This is a genomic window from Sphingobium sp. CFD-2 (assembly GCF_024611135.1).
GTDB lineage: Bacteria > Pseudomonadota > Alphaproteobacteria > Sphingomonadales > Sphingomonadaceae > Sphingobium > Sphingobium fuliginis.
Genome location: NZ_CP084405.1, coordinates 1664865 through 1683054, shown reverse-complemented (window position 1 = coordinate 1683054; position 18190 = coordinate 1664865). Strand labels below are relative to the sequence as shown.

At 63.1% G+C, this 18190-nt stretch carries 18 protein-coding genes; 3 read left to right on the top strand and 15 right to left on the bottom strand.

Annotated features, from left to right (window positions below; translation table 11 throughout):
• The 7 genes from LDB29_RS08060 to LDB29_RS08030 all read right to left on the bottom strand — a co-directional run bounded on the left by LDB29_RS08060 (position 1) and on the right by LDB29_RS08030 (position 6117).
• Positions 1-1017, bottom strand: coding sequence for a HAMP domain-containing sensor histidine kinase (locus LDB29_RS08060; protein WP_021246263.1), 1017 nt, complete (start codon positions 1015-1017; stop codon positions 1-3).
• Positions 1014-1691 (bottom strand): response regulator transcription factor, encoded by a 678-nt coding sequence (locus LDB29_RS08055; RefSeq protein WP_021246264.1) that lies wholly within the window; start codon positions 1689-1691, stop codon positions 1014-1016. The genes LDB29_RS08060 and LDB29_RS08055 overlap by 4 nt, the downstream gene beginning before the upstream one ends.
• Before the next feature lie 78 nt (positions 1692-1769).
• Entirely contained in the window at positions 1770-2459 is a 690-nt protein-coding gene (locus LDB29_RS08050) for a cytochrome b/b6 domain-containing protein (protein ID WP_021246265.1), read from the bottom strand.
• A 72-nt stretch (positions 2460-2531) separates the two neighbouring features.
• Positions 2532-3233, bottom strand: coding sequence for a VIT family protein (locus LDB29_RS08045; RefSeq protein WP_021246266.1), 702 nt, complete (start codon positions 3231-3233; stop codon positions 2532-2534).
• Between the two features lie 193 nt (positions 3234-3426).
• Positions 3427-3678 (bottom strand): hypothetical protein, encoded by a 252-nt coding sequence (locus tag LDB29_RS08040; RefSeq protein WP_021246267.1) that lies wholly within the window; start codon positions 3676-3678, stop codon positions 3427-3429.
• Between the two features lie 494 nt (positions 3679-4172).
• Entirely contained in the window at positions 4173-4823 is a 651-nt protein-coding gene (locus LDB29_RS08035) for a hypothetical protein (RefSeq protein WP_021246268.1), read from the bottom strand.
• A 121-nt stretch (positions 4824-4944) separates the two neighbouring features.
• Positions 4945-6117, bottom strand: coding sequence for a L,D-transpeptidase (locus LDB29_RS08030; protein ID WP_231923325.1), 1173 nt, complete (start codon positions 6115-6117; stop codon positions 4945-4947).
• Positions 6118-6166: 49 nt separating this feature from the next.
• Here LDB29_RS08030 and LDB29_RS08025 point away from each other — a divergent pair, with 49 nt between their 5' ends.
• Complete coding sequence (locus tag LDB29_RS08025; RefSeq protein ID WP_021690797.1) at positions 6167-7024, top strand: universal stress protein; 858 nt, start codon at positions 6167-6169, stop codon at positions 7022-7024.
• 44 nt (positions 7025-7068) lie between these two features.
• Positions 7069-8571: a phospholipase D family protein gene (locus LDB29_RS08020; protein ID WP_257556188.1), complete on the top strand. Its 1503-nt coding sequence runs from the start codon at positions 7069-7071 to the stop codon at positions 8569-8571.
• An 84-nt stretch (positions 8572-8655) separates the two neighbouring features.
• On the opposite strand, the gene LDB29_RS08015 is transcribed toward LDB29_RS08020, so the two are convergent.
• From LDB29_RS08015 to LDB29_RS07985, 7 genes are all read right to left on the bottom strand, one after another.
• On the bottom strand, positions 8656-9240 hold the full coding sequence (locus LDB29_RS08015; protein WP_021246272.1) for a hypothetical protein: 585 nt from the start codon (positions 9238-9240) through the stop codon (positions 8656-8658).
• Positions 9241-9321: 81 nt separating this feature from the next.
• A complete protein-coding gene (locus LDB29_RS08010; RefSeq protein ID WP_021246273.1) occupies positions 9322-9732 on the bottom strand; it encodes a DUF2147 domain-containing protein in 411 nt (136 codons plus the stop codon).
• A 50-nt stretch (positions 9733-9782) separates the two neighbouring features.
• On the bottom strand, positions 9783-10355 hold the full coding sequence (locus LDB29_RS08005) for an HdeD family acid-resistance protein (protein WP_021246274.1): 573 nt from the start codon (positions 10353-10355) through the stop codon (positions 9783-9785).
• A gap of 140 nt (positions 10356-10495) precedes the next feature.
• On the bottom strand, positions 10496-11719 hold the full coding sequence (locus tag LDB29_RS08000; RefSeq protein WP_257556192.1) for a phospholipase A: 1224 nt from the start codon (positions 11717-11719) through the stop codon (positions 10496-10498).
• On the bottom strand, positions 11716-12909 hold the full coding sequence (locus tag LDB29_RS07995) for an acetate/propionate family kinase (protein ID WP_030090400.1): 1194 nt from the start codon (positions 12907-12909) through the stop codon (positions 11716-11718). Before LDB29_RS07995 ends, LDB29_RS08000 begins: the two co-directional genes overlap by 4 nt.
• Positions 12906-14327, bottom strand: a complete 1422-nt coding sequence (locus LDB29_RS07990) for a bifunctional enoyl-CoA hydratase/phosphate acetyltransferase (RefSeq protein ID WP_257556196.1) — start codon at positions 14325-14327, stop codon at positions 12906-12908. Before LDB29_RS07990 ends, LDB29_RS07995 begins: the two co-directional genes overlap by 4 nt.
• Before the next feature lie 3 nt (positions 14328-14330).
• A complete protein-coding gene (locus LDB29_RS07985) occupies positions 14331-16085 on the bottom strand; it encodes an alpha/beta hydrolase (RefSeq protein ID WP_021246278.1) in 1755 nt (584 codons plus the stop codon).
• A 341-nt stretch (positions 16086-16426) separates the two neighbouring features.
• Between LDB29_RS07985 and lptB the strand changes: the two genes are divergently transcribed.
• Entirely contained in the window at positions 16427-17350 is a 924-nt protein-coding gene (lptB, locus tag LDB29_RS07980; RefSeq protein ID WP_062066091.1) for an LPS export ABC transporter ATP-binding protein, read from the top strand.
• On the opposite strand, the gene LDB29_RS07975 is transcribed toward lptB, so the two are convergent.
• Positions 17340-18164: a TetR/AcrR family transcriptional regulator gene (locus LDB29_RS07975; RefSeq protein WP_021690795.1), complete on the bottom strand. Its 825-nt coding sequence runs from the start codon at positions 18162-18164 to the stop codon at positions 17340-17342. The two genes, lptB and LDB29_RS07975, sit on opposite strands and share 11 nt — an antisense overlap.
• Positions 18165-18190: the final 26 nt, after the last annotated feature.

The following is an 18190-nucleotide window of genomic DNA, read 5'->3' as shown; positions in this document are numbered from 1 at the left end:
TCAGGTCGCGGGAAAACGCAGCACCAGTTCACGGTCGGCCGGATCGGTCTCAAGCGTGCCGCCATGGGCCGCCATGATCCGGTCGACGATAGCGAGGCCGAGGCCGGCGCCATCCTTGCTCGCATGGTCGGCGCGGCGGTGGCGTTGCACAAGGTCGCGCAACCTTTCGAGCGCCAGCCCAGGGCCCTCGTCCCGCACGCCCAATAGCGCGTGGGGGCCGGCGAAGACCTGGATCGTGCCACCAGCCGGCGTCACGCGCGCGGCATTCTCGATCAGATTGCGCAGCGCTGCCGCAATCGCTTCGCGCCTGCCGTTCACGACCGCAGCCTGACCGCGGGTATCGAACGCGATCAGCTTGCCTTGTGCGATGATCCCCGGCGCCACGGCGCTGACGACCTCGCTCGCCACATCCGCGAGTGACACCTGTTCGGGAGCGGTCTGGGCGGCCTCCGCCGCGTCGATCTGCGCGAGCAGCATGAGTTGGTCGATCAGCCGGCGCATGGCCGCCACGTCTTCCTTGAGGCGCGCGGCGTCGTCATAGTCAAGCCGGTCGAGTTCGAGAGACAGGAGGGCGAGCGGCGTGCGCAACTCGTGCGCGACGTCGGCGGCGAACGCTTCCTGCCGCCGCGCGGCCTGATCGAGCCGCGCCAACAGATCGTTGACCGCATAGACGAAGGGTAGCGCCTCGGCGGGCATTTGCGACGCATCGATGCGGAACCCTCGTTCGTGGCCCTGTGCAGCCTCGATCCGGGCGGCGGCATCTTCCAGCGGTGCGAAGGCCTGGCGGATCACTCGGAGCACCATGATCGCGACGGGAACGAGCAGGACGACAAGCGGCAGAGCGACATGCTCAAGCATTTCCTTGATCGCGCGGATCATCGCCGCGCGTGCATCGAGATGTGTGAAGGTGACACTGTAGAAGAAGGCGACCGCCGCCAGCAGCAGAACGGTGCCCGCCACACCAATCAGGCCCAAACCGCGTTTGAGGCGCCGTGAGATGGAGCGCTGCACGGTCATGCCTTCCCGTCCTTCAGCATATAGCCGACACCCCGAACGGTATGGAGCGCGCCGGCCACGCCCGTGTCTTCGAGCTTGCGGCGCAGACGCGAAATGGCGGCTTCGACCGCATTGGGGGTCACCGGATCGTTGAAGCTGTAGAGCGCGTTCTCGATCACTTCGCGATGGACCACCGTGCCGGCTCGCCGCATCAGCAGTTCCAGAAGGTCCGCCTCGCGGCGCGAAAGGTCGATCTCGCGATCGCCAATGCTGGCAGAGCGGCTTGCCGTGTCGAAACGCAGCATGCCGACTTCGATGACGGGCTGGGTTCGAACGCCAGGCCGGCGCAGCAGGGCGCGGATGCGCGCGGCGAGCTCGTCGATCTCGAAGGGTTTGACGATATAATCGTCTGCGCCGGAATCGAGACCGGTGACGCGATCCTCCAGCGCCCCACGCGCGGTCTGGATGATGGCAGGCGGCATCTGCTGATATTTTCGGCGGCTCGCGAGCCAGTCGATCCCGTCGCCGTCGGGCAGGCCGAGGTCGAGTATGATGGCATCATAGCTCGCGCTGCCCATCGCAGCGTCGGCTTGTGCGAGATCATGGGCAACATCGCACACGAAGCCCCGGCGCTGAAGACCGTCGGCGATCAGTGCCGCCATTCGCTCATTATCTTCGACGATGAGAAGGCGCATGGGTTTAATGTAGACTTTCCACCAGGAACGAAAGGCAAGAAGGATTGAAGCTTTCTACCAGACCATCAACCGATGTTTTCAATCCCTTTCCTCGTGCGAACCGTGATGGGAATGGCGTTGCTGCGGCGCGAAGGCGGTCGGATCCACCATGACAATGGCGATGATTGCCAGAACGATCGCTGCGGCACCAAGTAGAGCCGCAAACAAGCCTGGTCCCCGAGCCTCACGCACATTCGGATAGAGGCTGTTCTTCTTGCGGCCGCTGATCATCGCGCGAACAAGGTTTTCGCCGGTGAGCAGCGACATCAACAGCACGGCGCCGACATGAAGCCCGATCAAAGCAAGCAGGCTGTAGGCGAGGGCTTCATGAAGGTCTTTGTCCATGCCGCCTGCCGCAACGCTGCTGCCGCTCCAGATGACGATTCCGGTCAATCCGATCAGCGCCACGACTGCGATCGCGCCCAGTGGATTATGACCCACGGAACGTCGAGGATGGCCAGCTAGAAGGTCGCGTGCATGGGTGGCGATTGCTGTTGGCCGAATGAAATTCACGAACCGGGCATGCTCGCCTCCGACGAAGCCCCAGATCAGACGGAACGCAAGCAAGGCAGCAGCAGACCATCCTGCGACCATATGCCACGATGCGATCGGACTATCGTCGTCGGAAGAGAGAAACGCGATCGAGATCGCTAGGACCAGCAGCCAATGGAATAGCCGTAGCGGCGTGTCCCAAACCTTGAATGTCCTTGTATATTCAGAATTTGTCATCACGTTCGCCTTTCCAGCTGGAAGGGCTACGGGTGTTCACTGACCGAATCCTGACGATGTGAGCAGCGTGGTTCAAACCACTGTTCCGAACAGCCTCCCGATGCCCGCGGTCGCAGCCAGGGCCAGCGCGCCCCAGAATGTGACCCGTAGGATTGATTTCATGGGGCGGGCGCCCCCGGCCCAGGCGCCAAGCGCGCCCAGCAGTGCGAGAAACAACAGGGTTGCCGCGACCTCGATTGCGACGAGGCTATCATGCGGAACGACGGCGACCAACATCAGGGGCATGAGGGCGCCTGTGCTGAAAGTTGCGGCGGATGTGAGCGCGGCCTGGATAGGGCGGGCGGTCACGACTTCGGAAATGCCGAGTTCGTCGCGGGCATGCGCGGCCAGCGCATCCTTTGCCATTAGTTCGTCGGCTACCTGCCGGGCCAGTTCCTCATTCAGACCGCGTTTGACATAGATGTCCGCCAGTTCCTGATGCTCGAGCACCGGTTGAACGGCGAGTTCACCTCTTTCCCGGGCGAGGTCGGCATTCTCCGTGTCCGCCTGAGAGCTGACCGAGACATATTCGCCGGCGGCCATCGACATGGCGCCTGCCACCAGCGCCGCCATCCCTGCGACCAGGATATTGGCCTTGCCCGCGCCGGAGGCTGCGACGCCGACGATGAGGCTCGCGGTCGAAACGATCCCATCATTGGCTCCCAGCACTGCCGCGCGTAGCCAGCCGATGCGTGACACCGCATGGCGTTCGGGATGGGATCTTAGTCGGCTCATGGTGTCCTTCGTAAAATGCCGTGAAAAAGTTCAACAGTCTTTCCTGACGAAACCCTGACGATGATTGGTAGCCGGCATAGCTCAGCAATCCCTACTTGAATCGGTCTACATTTGTCGCACCACGCTGAAATCGGCACTCGGTGAAGGGGCCGTCACGCTTGAATCCATAGAGATTGGAGAGACCCGGCCTAGTTCATGTGATCATGGCCTCCTGCAGGCGGCTCATGAGAGGCAGCGCCAATTCCAGATCATCCGGTTCGACGGCTGCCTCCAATATGGTTTCGACGTGCATGACGGCTATGTTCACAGCTTTGGCCTTCGCATGACCGCGGGGATCGATTTCGGAATCCGTCTTCTTGCGAAACTTCGGGGTGAAGAGACTGCAAAAATTACGTAACTCGCGATCGAATATGATCCAGCCCCCCGTTCGATACGGGTCGTCCACGTAATGCGAGTCCTGAACTAATCGCGACAGCGCGTGCGATTATGGGTGAGGATGCGGCCTATCAGGCCGCTTTGATCGCTGCGGAACGTCGCGTATGAGTGAGAGGCGCGTTAGAGGGGCTTACAAGCCGCATCAGCTTCCAGCCCAGGAAATAGCGGAACGGGAGCCGAACTGGGCAAGGATAACTTGCACTGCGTCGCTCAATAACTGCGGCAATCCCCATTCGGATAACGGAAACCGAGCGTATATTGCGAGATGAAGTGATACGGCCTTCCGCTCGAACATGATCGCCGTCGCTGGACAATGGAAGCCGTGGACCGAAAGGGAGGTCCACGAAATCGTAGCCCGATCACGGGAAAGGAATTATCTTTCCCGATTGCTGACCCACATGCTTGCCGTTTTTCGCTGGCGGATGATCGAACAAGATTGGCGGCGCCTCCTCTCGCTGCTTGCTCCGTCAAAGTGAGCGGTTTCGCGCGGGCATCGTCCCCAGTCTACCGTTTCGGCGCCTTTGGGCGCTGCGCGCGGATTTCCGCCAGCAGCACGCCAAGATATTTCTCAGCTTCGGCAGCTTCGCTTTCGGGATAGGCGGCCGTCATGCGTCCGCTCCAATAGCCATAGTCGACTGTCGTCAGGCTGGAACGCCATGGTTTGCCGTCGCGATAGCCGGTGAAAGTTCCGCGATAGGCCTTGAGGCGGCGATTGGTTGGGATCGTCGCCGGTCCTTCCGACACGATGGTCGGCGCGGCAAAATGGGACATCGTAGCCTGACGCATGATCATATAGTGGTCGCGTGGCGGCATCTGGTCGATATGGACCACCGCCATCCGCACCACGATGCGATCGTCGCCGGTGCCGAGTGGCCGGTCGTAGCCGATGGCGATATACTCGCCGCCCGGATCGAATGCCCGTTCCCTGAGGCGGGTAAAGCCCTCGAATTCCTCCGGGAAGCGCAGGCCGCTGGCCACGTGGACAAGAGTTGTGCCGTCCGGCGCCAACTCAAATCCGTCGGGTACCGCGATTGCCGTGGCGTCGGCCGAAGGTGGCGCAGCGGGCGCGGTTTCAGCCAGTGACGGAGCCGCCGAGGACAGCCCCAGCAGGATGGCGGCGGCAAGGGAAACTGGAACGCGCAATGATCGGGACATCGAAGTCAAATCCTCTGGTGAGTATGTCGTAATTAGGCCGGTCTTCGCAATTATGGCAGGGGGCTGTTTGGAATCAGGCGGTAAGACGCTGCGATGGACGCGAAGTCGGGATTGCGCAACGTCATCGTTCGTTTGTATCCGCTTGGGCATCCTCGCCCGTGAGCACGGTCAGGGATGTGCCTGTACTCCCGCTTTCGAGGGTATCGGCCGTGACGATCAGCGTGCTTCCCGGTTTGAGCACCGACAGCAGGCCCCGTCTGAAGTCCTCGGGAAGGATTAGCCGCTCCCGGTCCTGCCGCGAGACTTCCCCCGTCTGTGCACCGCCAAATACAGGGAGGAACATCCAATGCGTCCCGTGTTCGTCGATGGAGGCGAGGTTGAAGGCCTGAAGGCCGGAGATCTTGCCGCGGATGGCGACAGGCGCCGAACCGATTTCGATGCCGTTTCGCAACACCACGGCGCGCTGGTCCGCCGCGCTGACGATTATGGAGATCGGCCCTGTGAGTGCTTTCTCTGGCTGCCAGACCGTCAAAAAGGCATTCCCGAACGACGAGCGCCGGGCCGTATCCTGCAGGATACGGGGAGCTGGGGCAAAGCGCGGAATCTCGCTTGCCTGCGTGATGATGACCGTCAGGCCAAGCTGCGTGACATCATAGAGGTGCTCGGCGAACGTCAGGGGAAACCGGATGCATCCGTGCGAGGCGGGATAGCCCGGAAGATTGCCGGCGTGCATGGCAATCCCGTCCCAGGTGAGGCGCTGCATGTAGGGCATCGGCGCGTCATTGTAGAGGTTCGATCTGTGCGCGACTTTCTTTTGGAGGATGGTGAAAACCCCGGTGGGCGTTTCGTGGCCGGCTGCGCCGGTGGAAACGGTCGAGATGCCGATCAGGACGCCGTTGCGATAGACATAGGCCCGCTGCCTGGCGAGGCTGACGATGATGACCACCGGACCATCGGGAGCCGTTTCGGGCGCCCACAGGAACTCTCCTGGCCGTAACGCTTCCACGCTCGCCGCGATCGATCCTGGATCAAGCGCCATAGCGCGGATCGGAGCGGCGGTCAGGCAGAGCGCGGCAGTCATGGTGCCGGCAAGAAGCGTTCGGCGCGAGAAGCGTGTCGATGGTGCGTGGGATGCGCCGGCCGTTGCCACGGCAGTGAGCGTCGGGGTTCGCAATATGATGTCTGGTGTTGTGATCTTATCCATCCTCTTCTGATCAGGCCATAATATCGGTCTGCTTCGCGACGGCCAGCGAATCCTTGCCGAAGAACATTTCTGTCCGTCCTGCAAATACACGGCGACACGTTCCTTGGTTGGCGGACCACTGCTGCTATGTTGCGTCGATATGACCCCGCGAACGATTCTGTTTCCAACCGATTTTAGCGGTCGCTGCGACCGAGCCCGCGACCGCGCGATACAGCTGGCGAGCGAGTGGCGCGCACATCTGGTTCTTCTCCATGTTCAGAGGGATCCCGATCCCGCAGACATGCTCGACGGACTGCAGGCTGCCGAGAGTCGCCTTCATGCCCGCTTGCGGGCGGAGGTGGCGGACCCGGATATTCCGGTCGAGACACGCCTCGCCACCGGCGCCGTCTCGCAGGCGGTGCTGGAAGCGTCAACCGCATGCGGGGCGGATCTCATCGTGACCGGCATCTCGCGCCATGACGATATCGGGGATTTCCTGATCGGCACGACCGTGGAGCGCATGATACGCCATGCTCATGCGCCGGTGCTTATCGTGAAGGAAAAGACTCAGCACCACTATCGCCGGGTCTTGGTCGCAACCGATTTCTCCGGCTGCTCGGCCCAGGCGCTTCGCACGGCCATGGCCGCATTCCCCGCTGCCGAGATCACTCTCGTTCACGCCTATCACGTGCCGCTGGAGGCACTTCGGGGCCGGGAAGGGCCGGCAGCTGCGCTGCAGGCCAGGATAGCCTATGATCTGGATGCCTTTCTGGACAGGACCGATCTGCCCGCCGACGCACGCGACAGGCTGGATATCAATGTCGACTATGGCGAGGTTTGCGAGGTTGTCCGCAATCATGTGAAGCTGAGCGAAACCGACCTGGCCGTGATCGGAACGCACGGTCGATCGGCCCTGACGGTGGCGGTGCTCGGCAGCACGGCGCGGGCGCTGCTCAGCCGTCTCGATTGCGATGTCCTGCTCGTGCGCCAGCAGCCGCAGGCGGATGCTGCCGTCTGATCCGGATCGTCATCCTTGCCTGCCTGGGCTTCGTCGCGGCGTCGATGCTCGCGACCTGGGTCTACGGCCTGTTCGCCAGTCGCGCGCAGGGGGAGCCTTCCTACGCACTGTCGATCGAACGCGGCCGGACGCCGCTCGATCAGCGTATTGGCGCCACGACGGATGCGCACCCCGGTGAGAGCGGCCTGCTTTTGCTGGACGAGAATCTCGACGCCTTCGCGGCACGTGGATTGTCGGCGCGCAAGGTCGAGCGCTCGCTCGATCTGATGTATTACATCTGGCACGACGATCTGACCGGCCGCCTTCTTCTGGCCGAGGCCCTGTCCGCGGCCGATCGCGGCGTCAGGGTGCGGATCCTGATCGACGACATCGGCACCAGCCATACATCTGATGCGATGATCGCCATGGCGCATCATCCGCATATCGAGATCCGTATCTTCAACCCGACCCGGGCGCGGCAGGGCGGCTTGCGGCGCGGCATCGAAATGATGCTGCGCGCCTTCAGCGTGACCCGGCGCATGCACAACAAGGCCTGGATCGCTGATGGCCGCGTCGCCATCCTTGGCGGGCGCAATATCGGCGACGCCTATTTCGATGCCGCGACGCAAACCAATTTCCGCGGCATGGACGTGCTGGTGATGGGGCCAGCCGTCGCCCAGACGGAGAAGATCTTCGACGATTACTGGAACAGCGGCCTGGCGTTGCCGGTCGATAGGCTTTCGCCCTTGAAAGATCCTGGCGTGGCGCTGACGCGGATCGCCGCCGAATTGAGCAACGCTGCCAATGAGGCTGCCGCGCGCCCCTATCTGGAGCGCATCGCCAAACGGCTCTCGCTTCTCGATCCCGAGACCACGCGGCCCGACTGGACTCGCGCCGCCCGCGTGATCGCCGATCCGCCGCGCAAAGTGCTGGGCAAGGAGGGCAAGAACTGGCTGATGCACGACCTGCTGCCGGTCTTCGATGCGGCGCGGGAAAGGCTTGAAATCACTTCGCCCTATTTCATCCCCGGCGAGGAAGGCACGGCGGCGCTCGCCGCGATTGCGGCAAAGGGGGTTTCGGTCTCGGTCCTGACCAATTCTCTTGCGGCAACCGATGTCGCCGCGGTCCATGGCGGTTATGCGCGCTACCGTGTTCCGCTGCTCGAGGCAGGGATCAAGCTCTGGGAATTGCGGCCCGAGCATCAGGAGCGGGACTTTTCCCTGCGAGGATCGAGCCGGGCAAGCCTGCACACCAAGGCTTTCACTGCCGACGGGCATATGGGGTTCATCGGCTCGATGAACCTGGATCCTCGTTCGGCTTCCCTCAACACGGAAATGGGCGTCCTCTTCGAGTCCGAGGCCCTGGCCCGGAAGATGGCTGCCATCTGGCAGCGCGATACCGCGCCCTCCCGCAGCTATGAGGTCTGTCTGACGTCGGATGGCGACGTGGAATGGGCCGGGAGCCGGAACGGCGTGCCCGTCCGATACGACCGGGAACCGGAAGCCTCGTTCTGGCGCAGACTAACCGCACAGGCCATTGGCCTTCTGCCGCTGGAATCGCAGCTTTGACCCAAGCAGGCTTTCGGCGCCGTCTTCAATTTTGCGTGTTGCCGACGAATGGACCGTCTGCGACGGGGACCTGTTTCCTTGAGATCATGCGCTTGAGCGCGGATCGTTGTCGGAGCGCAGAAATCTGCTCCAGTCGATCTGGGCGAGCGCAGCAAGCAGGATGATCATGCCGATCTGCATCGCGATGCCCCACGGACTGGTGAGGCGCTCGGTAAAGACGTCACCCAGGCTCGATTTGCGGATCACGCCTGCTGTCGCGGCATAGATCGAATAGGAGACGAGACGCCCGACGAAAAACGCTGCTGTGAACTTCCCCAGCCTGATACCCGCAAGGCCGGCCGCTTCGAACAGTTGCGCCGAGGGAAGCGGAGAGAGAGCGAACAGTGCGAGCCCGAAAATCGCGCTTTTCGGTCGGTCCTCGACGACTTTTTTCGCTGCTTCGAGGTTGCGCTTTTGTTTCGCGGGCAAATAGTCCTTGAGAAATCGAAAGCCCCAGGCAAGCAGCAAACGTCCAAGAGCGGCCGCGAGCGCGCCAATGAACACGATCAAGGCGACAGGCAGATCGGTCGTCAGGCCATAGAGAACGATGATCGACCATGTCGGGGGACCGAACGCGGGCAACAGGTTGATACCAAGGACGATCAGGAAGAGAATCAGGCACGCGGTCATTTCGCCTTCGGCGTTATCGCATTTGCGCAGGGTCAGCGAGCCGGATGGGAGAGATGTCTTTCAGCCTGTCAATCCATGCGTCTACTTCTCGACGCGCGTCCAGATCTGCGACCGGCACCCGATGCGCCCGACGAGGCAGCCGTTCGCCTCGAGCCTGTTGCTGTCGAGTACCGTGACGCGCCCGGTGAAGGTCCGGCCGATATCGGGCACGAAAACGCGGCCGCGCCACACGCCGGGCTGCTCCTGCTCGAAATCACGAAACAGCTGTGCGCCCACCAGAGGATCCGGGCTGCCCTTGCGCGCATCGGCTTTCGCCTTGTCGTTAGCCCAGACGACGACACCGCACATCCTGTCGTCGCACGGTTGCGCGCGGATATGCACACTGTTTGCAGGGTTGCGCCAGATAGTCCCGGAAATGCTCGATGCCGGAGCATTTCCGACCGTTGCCGCCAGGATGAGCAAGACCGAAAGCGGTTTGTATCCTCCGATCATCCTGGCGTTTCCTTTGTTGTTCGGGGCAGGGCACCCTTGCCGCACTAAGTCTATAGCTTACCGATGCGGCGCAGACCCATGGCGAGGATGATGAGGAAGGTTCCTCGCAGCAGGAAGCTCAGGCCGACCGCCAATGCCAGGAAGGCAAGTCCGGTCGCGGGATCGCTGAACAGGAGGAGACCGCCCAGAACAGTGTCGAGAACGCCGAGTAGCAGGCGCCAGCCCCGGTCATGCGCAGACTGGAATGCGCCGACGATTTCGAAAACGCCGATGATGAGCAACCAGGCGCCGATCAGCGCGACGAGCGTCAAGGCCCCGGCGAAGGGATTGAAGAAAGTGATGGCGGCCGCGACGAGGCTCAGCACGCCGAGGAGGATCTCGATCCAGCGTGCGCGCCGGGAGAGCGAGGACAACCCGGCCGCGATAGCCAGTATTCCGTATATGAGGAGCGCCACGGCAAGGAAAACACCTGTCGCGAAGCCCGTCGCGATTGGGTTGAGGAGCGCAAAAACGCCGATCAGGATCACGAGCAGCCCATAAGCCAGGACCCAGCCCCAACTGGTCTCCAATGCCGGGTCGGCCATACCATAGGGGCTGGAATAGCGCCTCGATTGTGACGGCATGTGAAGGGCTCCTTCTTGGTGACTCGGAACTTTTGCTGTGAGCGTGTCGACTATTGCCAGAGTGCAACCTCAAGTCGAGCAGGAAGCGCTGATGTCGCAGGAGGCGTCGCTCAAGTGCGTGATGTGCATGAAGGCGGGTTTCAACGCACCAGTGCCACGCCCAGACGAAAACGGGTCGTATGGCGATCATAGTCGAGCAGATTCTCGCCATAGCCGATGAAGCTCTGGCCGAAGAGATAGAAGTCGGGTCCCCCACCCAATAGCCGCGAGAGCGGATAGGAAAGATCGGCGGCGAGTGCGCCTTTGCCGCTGGAGACGCTGAACCGCGTGGATGTCGTAAGGCGTAGGCCGTCATCTTTCCCGACTTCCAGGAAGAGCGAGCTATTGCCTCTGTAGCGGCGGATATCGGGATTGTCGGATTTGTCGCCGACAAGGAGGGAGAAGCGCGGAGCTACCGACAGGCGATAGCCGCCGCCGAGCGGGAAGGCGGCCATCGGCGCCACATAGAGCGTGTTGAGGCTGCGGGAATCGAGACCGGAGCGACCGTTGGATTCATGGCGAAAGCCGCCCTGTGCGCTCAGCGAGATGCCGCGTGTCAACGTAGCTGAAGGGGTCAGGTAGAAGAGTTCCGGCTGATAGTCGATGTTACGAAACGGCGAGGAATCCGCGCCAAGATCCCAGAACATGCGCTGGGTATAGGCAAAATGCAGTCCGTCGCGCCAGGAAAGTGGCAAGCCCTGGGCGCGTCTCGTTCCGAAAATCTGATATTTGAAGCTGATCTGGATGCGTGCGGCGCTGTCGGTGCCCGGACCATAGACAGCATAGATCGGTTCATAGGCCGACAGGTTGGCGAAAAAGGCGTTGCCCGCCGACCGGTCCGAGGGAGGCGGCACAGCCTTGTTTTCCAACCCCGGCGCGTTGGGAGGCCCGGATTGCGCGGAGGTGTTCGTGGCTATTTGCGCCCCTCGGTCCGCGGGCCGCAATGCCAGCGTGATCTGCCGCGTGCCCCATGCGGGAACGGAGATCGCGGCGCCTTCCAGCGACAGATTGGTCCTCCGCGCAAGCCGGTAGGTCGCGCGCGTGAAACCGCCAGGTGGAATGATCGGGTTTGGAGGCGTCGTCGCCATGCGCTCCAGCCAGGCGGTGCGAGAGACGCCGCTCTGCTCCACCTGCGCTTCGATGCGGTCCGGAAGGGCCATGCCCTGCGGATCGCCGCTGTCATTGAGCAGGCGCAGATCGACTAGGACAGCGCCGGTTTCGTCCTCCTGCCCGGCATCGCTGATCAGGATTTCGACGGGCGATGCGGCATGAGCCGCGGCAGGGACGGCAAGCGCGATGGTGGCAAGGCTTATCGCGCGCCTCATGATGGATTCTCCCCCAGCACGTGCAAGGTGTGGAGCGCGATCATCCGTTCCTCGTCGGTGGGAATGACGCGCACCGCGACATGGCTGCCGGGCGTGCTGACAAGCGGGGCGCCGGCAGCGTTCGCCTGTTCGTCGAGTTCCACGCCCAGCCATGCGAGGCGTGCGCAGATACGCTGGCGCATCGCGGCGTCGTTCTCTCCGATCCCGGCGGTGAAGACGATGCCGTCCAGCCCGCCCATCGACGAGGCGAGCGCGGCCGTCTCGCGCGCGGCGCGCCAGGCGAACAGCGCCATCGCCTCTTCCGCTTCCGGCGCATCGCTGGCCGCGAGCGCCCGCATGTCGCTCGACAGGCCGGACACGCCGAGCAGGCCGGACTGCCGGTAAAGCATGTCCTCCACATCGGCCGCGCTCATGCCCATGCGGAGCTGAAAGTGCAGGATCACGCCGGGATCGATAGTGCCGCAGCGCGTGCCCATCACCAGGCCGTCGAGCGCAGTGAAGCCCATGGTCGTATCGACGCTCCTGCAGTCCCGCATGGCGCAGAGGCTGGCCCCGTTGCCCAGGTGCGCCGCGACCACGCGGCCCGCGGCCAGCGCCGGGTCGATCTCCGCGAGACGCATTGCGACATATTCATAGGACAGGCCGTGAAAGCCGTAGCGGCGGATGCCCTGATCGTGGAACTTGCGCGGGATGGCCAGGCGCGAGGCGACGTCCGGCTTGTCGTGGTGGAAGGCCGTATCGAAGCAGGCGACCTGCGGCAGGTCGGGTTTCAGCTTCGCGATCGCGCGGATCGCCGCGAGGTTGTGCGGCTGATGCAGCGGGGCGAGGGGGCACAGCGTTTCCAGCCTGTCCAGCAGGTCGGCATCGACCAGGCGGGGCGTGACGAAGTCCAGGCCGCCATGCACCACGCGATGGCCGATGGCGATCACGTCCCGCCCTTCCAGCGGATGGTCTCCTGCCCAGGCGAAGAGGTCCATAAGCAGGTCGGCATGGCTGAGCGCGGCGCCGTCCGGCCAGTCCCGCTCGATGAGCGTTTCCCCCGTCGCGGAGCGGGCCCGCAGGCTGGGCGCGATGCCGATCTTCTCGATCTTGCCGCCTGCCGAGAGCGTCAGCCCGTCCCGGCCATCGAGCGTGAACAGCGAGAACTTGATGCTGGACGAACCGGAGTTGATGGCGACGACGGCTTTCATGCGCTCGCCGCTCCCGGCAGGCCGGGCGCGGCCTTGGTGGCGGCGCGCGCCATCAGCACCGCGACCGCGCAGGAGGCGAGGCGGGTGCGCAGGCTGTCGGCCCGGCTGGCGAGGATGATCGGCACGCGCGCGCCCAGCACGATGCCTGCCGCGTCCGCACCGCCCAGGAAGGTGAGTTGCTTGGCCAGCATGTTGCCAGCCTCCAGGTTTGGCACGACGAGAATTTCCGCTTTGCCCGCCACCGGCGAGACGATGCCTTTCTCCTTCGCGGCGGCTTCGCTGATCGCATTGTCGAAAGCCAGGGGTCCGTCCAGCACGCCGCCCGTGATCTGACCGCGATCGGCCATCTTGCACAGGGCAGCGGCGTCGAGTGTGGATTGCATCGCGGGATTGACAGTCTCCACGGCGGAAAGGATCGCCACTTTCGGTTCCGCGATGCCGATGACATGGGCAAGGTCGATGGCGTTGCGGATGATGTCCGCCTTCTCCTCGAGTGTCGGCGCGATGTTGATCGCGGCATCCGTGATGATGAGCGGTGTCGGATGGTTCTGGACGTCCATGACATAGGCATGGCTGATCCGGCGCTCGGTTCGCAGGCCCGTGGCGGAGCGCACGATGGCGCCCATCAATTCGTCGGTATGGAGCGAGCCTTTCATCAACAGCTTCGCTTCGCCGCCGCGCACCAGGTCCACGGCCTTTGCCGCCGCTTCGTGGCTATGGGCGGCGGATACGATGCGGAAAGGCGAAATGTCCTTGCCGGCGTCTTCGGCCGCCTTGCGGATCTTCGCTTCCGGCCCGACCAGGATCGGCATGATGAGATTGGCTTCGGCGGCTTCAATCGCGGCCAGCATGGCGGCCGCGCTGCAGGGATGAGCCACCGCCGTCGGTTCCGGCACGCCATTGGCGGTCATCTCGATCAGCTTGCGGTAGCCGTCATGGTCGCGCAGGCTGACCTCCGGCAGCGCCGCACGGGGGCGGCGGACCTTCTCGGCCGGCGCCTTGACTTCGGCCTGGCCGCTGATGACTTCCTCGCCGTCCTGGTTGACGCAGCGGCAATCGAACAGGATATCATGGTGCGCGCGTTTTTCCGCCACCGTCACCGACGCCGTGATCGTGTCGCCAAGGCCTACCGGCCGCGTGAACTGCAGCGACTGGCTGAGATAGATCGCGCCAGGGCCGGGCAGTTCGGTGCCCAGCACGGCGGAGATGAGACCGCCGCCCCATAGTCCGTGCGCGATGACGCGGCGGAACATGTCGGTCGCGGCATAGTCGGCGTCCATATGCGCCGGGTTCACGTCGCCGGACACGAGCGCGAAAAGCTGGATGTCCTCTTCGGTCAGCGTGCGCGAGATACTGGCGGTATCGCCCACTTTTATCTCGTCGAAGGTGCGGTTCTCGATCATGGTTCCGTCAGTCATTGCTCAATGCTCCAGCACATAATGGCCGGGAGCATCGGCGATCGCCGCATAGCCCTTGTCCGCTGCGCCCATGGGCGGCGGCGCACCAGGTTCTCCCGAACGCGCGGCCAGCCATTCTCCCCACGCCGTCCACCATGAGCCTTGCTTTTGCTCGGCGCGGCTTGCCCATTCTTCGGGATCGTAGGAGGTGCCGTCGACCTCGCGGGTCAACACGCGGTAGCGGCGGCCCTTGTGGCCCGGTTCCGAAACGATGCCGGCATTGTGCCCGCCGCTGGTCAGGACGAAAGTGATCTCGGCCCCGGTCAGCAGGTGGATCTTGTGGACGGAATGCCATGGCGCGACATGATCGCGCTCGGTTCCGACCACGAACAGCGGTTTGCGGATGGAGGCAAGGTTGATGGTTCGCCCATCCACCCGGTATTTTCCTTCGGCCAGGTCGTCGTCGAGGAACAGGCGGCGCAGATACTGGCTGTGCATGGCATAGGGCATCCGTGTGCCGTCGGCGTTCCAGGCCATGAGGTCGTTCATCGGTTCGCGCTCGCCCATCAGGTAGGTGGCGAGCACACGCGACCAGACCAGATCGTTGGAACGCAGGATCTGGAAGGCGCCGCCCATCTGGCTGCTGTCCAGATAGCCCCGGCTCCACATCATGTTCTCCAGCAGGTTGAGCTGGCCTTCGTCGATAAACAGGCCCAATTCCCCCGGCTCGCTGAATTCCGTCTGTGCGGCCAGCAGTGTGACGCTGGCGAGCCTGTCATCTCCGTCGCGCGCCATGGCCGCGGCCGCGATCGAGAGCAGCGTGCCGCCCAGGCAATAGCCCATGGCATGGATGCCCGTCGCGCCGGTGATCGCCGTCACCGCATCGAGCGCCGCCATCGGTCCGAGGTGCCGGTAGGCGTCCATGTCGAGGTCACGGTCGGCACTGCCGGGATTGTGCCACGAAATCATGAACACGGTGAAGCCTTGCGCCGTCAGCCAGCGGACCAGCGAGTTCTCGGGCGACAGGTCGAGAATATAGTATTTCATGATCCACGCGGGCACGATCAGGATTGGCTCGGGCCGCACGGTGTCCGTGGTCGGTTCATACTGGATCAGTTCGATCAGCTTGTTGCGGTAGACGACCTTGCCTTTGGCCGTGGCGACGTTTTCGCCCACGCGAAAGGCTTCGGCGCCGACCGGCGGCAGGCCGCGCGCCATGTGCTGCATGTCCTCGACCAGGTGCCGGAAGCCGTCGACCAGGCATTGGCCACCTGTTTCCGCGATCTTGTGTTGGAGAACGGGATTGGTGGCGAGAAAGTTGGTCGGCGCGAGCATGTCCAGCATCTGCCGTGCGGCGAATTCCACCATGTCTTCATGATGTTTCGAGACACCGCCAATGCCTGTCGTCGCGGCGTGCCACCATTGCTGGTTGAGCAGGAAGGCCTGAGCGACGAGATTGAAAGGTAATTCTTTCCAGGCGGGATCGGCGAAGCGCCGGTCCTGCGGCAATGGTTCGATGGCCGGTTCGGCCTCGCTGTCTTCCATGCGGCGCTGCAGATAGTCGAAAAGCCGGGCATGCTTGCGGATGGCCTTGGCGCCAAGCTGCATTTGTTTGCCCGGCGACGTGGCGAGATGAATCCCCCAATCGGCCATGGCAAGCAGGAGCGTGGCCGGCGAAAGGCCGAAAGTCGTCTGCGCGATGGCCGCCGATGCCGTGCGGTCGAGCGTTTCGCTGATTCCGTCCAGCGGATCGTCGGAAGGCGGAGGGGACGTGGCCATGACTATATACTCCGAGTTCCGCTGGAAGGTGCCTCGTCTCTCCGACAGGATTCCACAGCAGATGTTTGGGCCGCCCCTCCCGGTTCTTCTTATGCCGAACGGTACTGCATAGGTAAGATAGAATGCAAGCCGCACGGAGCTTGGTTGCGACCGGACGGCTGTCTGACGGCCAGTCGCAACCGCGGGCGCGGGGATATTCGGCCATGGCCTGCTGGAGAAAAAGGAGCCTCAATCATTGAGCGTAAAGCCACTAGGTATAGTTCACGATGGCGATGCATTGCCTGGAGATACAGTGTACGGCGGTCGTCATCCCGGGCAATTTTGCGGGAAATTGAAGGAGAATGGATGATCCGCGAGATCGCCATGATGGCAGCGGTTGCGCTGGTGCTGGCCGGCCGGGATGGAGACGCGTACTGACCCGGCTTTTGAGGGACCTTGGCGGAAATCTCGGGCATGATGCCCAACTCGTATCGCCGGCCGCGCGTTCGGAGAGCGAGCCGCTTGCGCCCGCGTCAATCGGACCGGTCGCAGTCGAGCGCGCGCCGACGGTTCTTTCGATCGCCGGGATCGAGAAGTCCTTTGGCAAGCGGAAGGTGCTTGACGATGTCGCGCTCGAAGTGCGGGCAGGCGAAATCGTGGGGCTTCTGGGGCCAAACGGGGCCGGCAAGACGCTCTGCTTCTATGCGATTGCCGGCCTGATGAGCGTGGATGCCGGCAGGATCGAGATTGGCGGTCAGGATGTCACCGCGCTTCCCATGGATCGAAGAGCGAAGCTGGGCCTCGGCTATCTTCCCCAGGAAGGATCGATCTTCCGCGGCATGACGGCTGCGGAGAATATCGCGGCCGTGCTCGAACTGCATATCGCCGATCGCGATGTAGCTGCCGCGCGGCTCGATGAACTTCTTGCCGAGTTCAATATCGCCCACATTCGCGACGTTCCCGCACAGCGGTTGTCCGGCGGGGAACGCAGGCGCTGCGAGATCGCCAGGGCCATGGCGGCAGCGCCCTCGGTCATCCTGCTCGATGAACCGTTCGCGGGCATCGATCCCATGTCGATCGCCGACGTCAAGGCGATGGTGCGAAAGCTCAAGCGAGAAGGCGTGGCGATCCTTCTGACCGACCACAATGTGCATGAGATGCTCGAACTGGTCGAGCGGGCCTATATCATCGATCAGGGCAGGATGCTGTTCGAGGGCGGCCCAGAAGCGGTACTCGACAACCCCGAAGTCCGGCATCGCTATCTTGGCGAGGGCTTCAGGATGTGAGGCGGTTACCGCGCCCTTCGTTCAGGAACGGAATGGCCTTTGCCATGAGGTCGAGCGCTCGCTCGATATAGGCAGCCTTTGTCCGGGTGGTGTTGTGCAGATCATGGCGCTGCAGGATGCGCTGGCGCGGCACGGTGACCAGCGCGTCGAAGAGAAAAGCAGCGAGGAACGGAAGATCGCCTGCTTCCTCGCTGTTCGGTTCGCTCGCCTCGGCAAGGATCGTCTGCATCAGATCGATGCCGAACTGGGTGCCGATCGCGGGCTGTGCCCGCATCATGCCCGGATTGTGGTTTGCCAGCCAGATGATGAGCGCTTCGATGCCCACGACATCGCCTTGAAGCGACAGGTCGAGCATCCTGCGAGCGATATAGGCGATTTTTTTGCGGGTGCTTCCTCGAGGGACCGATGCCGCGATCGGATCGAGATAGCGGGCAAGGCTGTGTTCCATGGCGGCGACGAGCAGGGCGAGCTTTGAGCCGAAGCGGGAATAGAGCGTTCGCTTCGATGTCTGTGCGGCGGCGGCGATAGCTTCCATACTCGTACCCTCGACGCCGCCGGCGATGAATTGGGCAAGCGCCGTCTCGAGGATATGATGTCCAAGCCGGGCTGCGACCTCCTGTGGCGGCCTTCCTCCCCTGGGATCGCGGGCAGGCAGACGCGAGCCGGTTCCCGATGCGGCGCCGTCATCTTTCATGAATCGCTCGCGGCCCATCGCTGCTTCATTCCAGCTTTCGCGCTTGATCGGCAAGTGATACCGGGCAATATCAAAACCACTAAGTGTAGATACTAATAGTCCGGAGAGGTGCTTGCCCATAGGCGTACCGCCTGTTTGAACCAGAA

Coding starts and splice junctions, on each gene's coding strand:
- LDB29_RS08060 (WP_021246263.1), bottom strand. CDS start 1,017: ATGACCGTGCAGCGCTCCATCTCACGGCGCCTCAAACGCGGTTTGGGC.
- LDB29_RS08055 (WP_021246264.1), bottom strand. CDS start 1,691: ATGCGCCTTCTCATCGTCGAAGATAATGAGCGAATGGCGGCACTGATC.
- LDB29_RS08050 (WP_021246265.1), bottom strand. CDS start 2,459: ATGACAAATTCTGAATATACAAGGACATTCAAGGTTTGGGACACGCCG.
- LDB29_RS08045 (WP_021246266.1), bottom strand. CDS start 3,233: ATGAGCCGACTAAGATCCCATCCCGAACGCCATGCGGTGTCACGCATC.
- LDB29_RS08035 (WP_021246268.1), bottom strand. CDS start 4,823: ATGTCCCGATCATTGCGCGTTCCAGTTTCCCTTGCCGCCGCCATCCTG.
- LDB29_RS08025 (WP_021690797.1), top strand. CDS start 6,167: ATGACCCCGCGAACGATTCTGTTTCCAACCGATTTTAGCGGTCGCTGC.
- LDB29_RS08020 (WP_257556188.1), top strand. CDS start 7,069: ATGCTCGCGACCTGGGTCTACGGCCTGTTCGCCAGTCGCGCGCAGGGG.
- LDB29_RS08015 (WP_021246272.1), bottom strand. CDS start 9,240: ATGACCGCGTGCCTGATTCTCTTCCTGATCGTCCTTGGTATCAACCTG.
- LDB29_RS08010 (WP_021246273.1), bottom strand. CDS start 9,732: ATGATCGGAGGATACAAACCGCTTTCGGTCTTGCTCATCCTGGCGGCA.
- LDB29_RS08005 (WP_021246274.1), bottom strand. CDS start 10,355: ATGCCGTCACAATCGAGGCGCTATTCCAGCCCCTATGGTATGGCCGAC.
- LDB29_RS08000 (WP_257556192.1), bottom strand. CDS start 11,719: ATGAGGCGCGCGATAAGCCTTGCCACCATCGCGCTTGCCGTCCCTGCC.
- LDB29_RS07995 (WP_030090400.1), bottom strand. CDS start 12,909: ATGAAAGCCGTCGTCGCCATCAACTCCGGTTCGTCCAGCATCAAGTTC.
- LDB29_RS07990 (WP_257556196.1), bottom strand. CDS start 14,327: ATGACTGACGGAACCATGATCGAGAACCGCACCTTCGACGAGATAAAA.
- LDB29_RS07985 (WP_021246278.1), bottom strand. CDS start 16,085: ATGGCCACGTCCCCTCCGCCTTCCGACGATCCGCTGGACGGAATCAGC.
- lptB (WP_062066091.1), top strand. CDS start 16,427: ATGGATGATCCGCGAGATCGCCATGATGGCAGCGGTTGCGCTGGTGCT.
- LDB29_RS07975 (WP_021690795.1), bottom strand. CDS start 18,164: ATGGGCAAGCACCTCTCCGGACTATTAGTATCTACACTTAGTGGTTTT.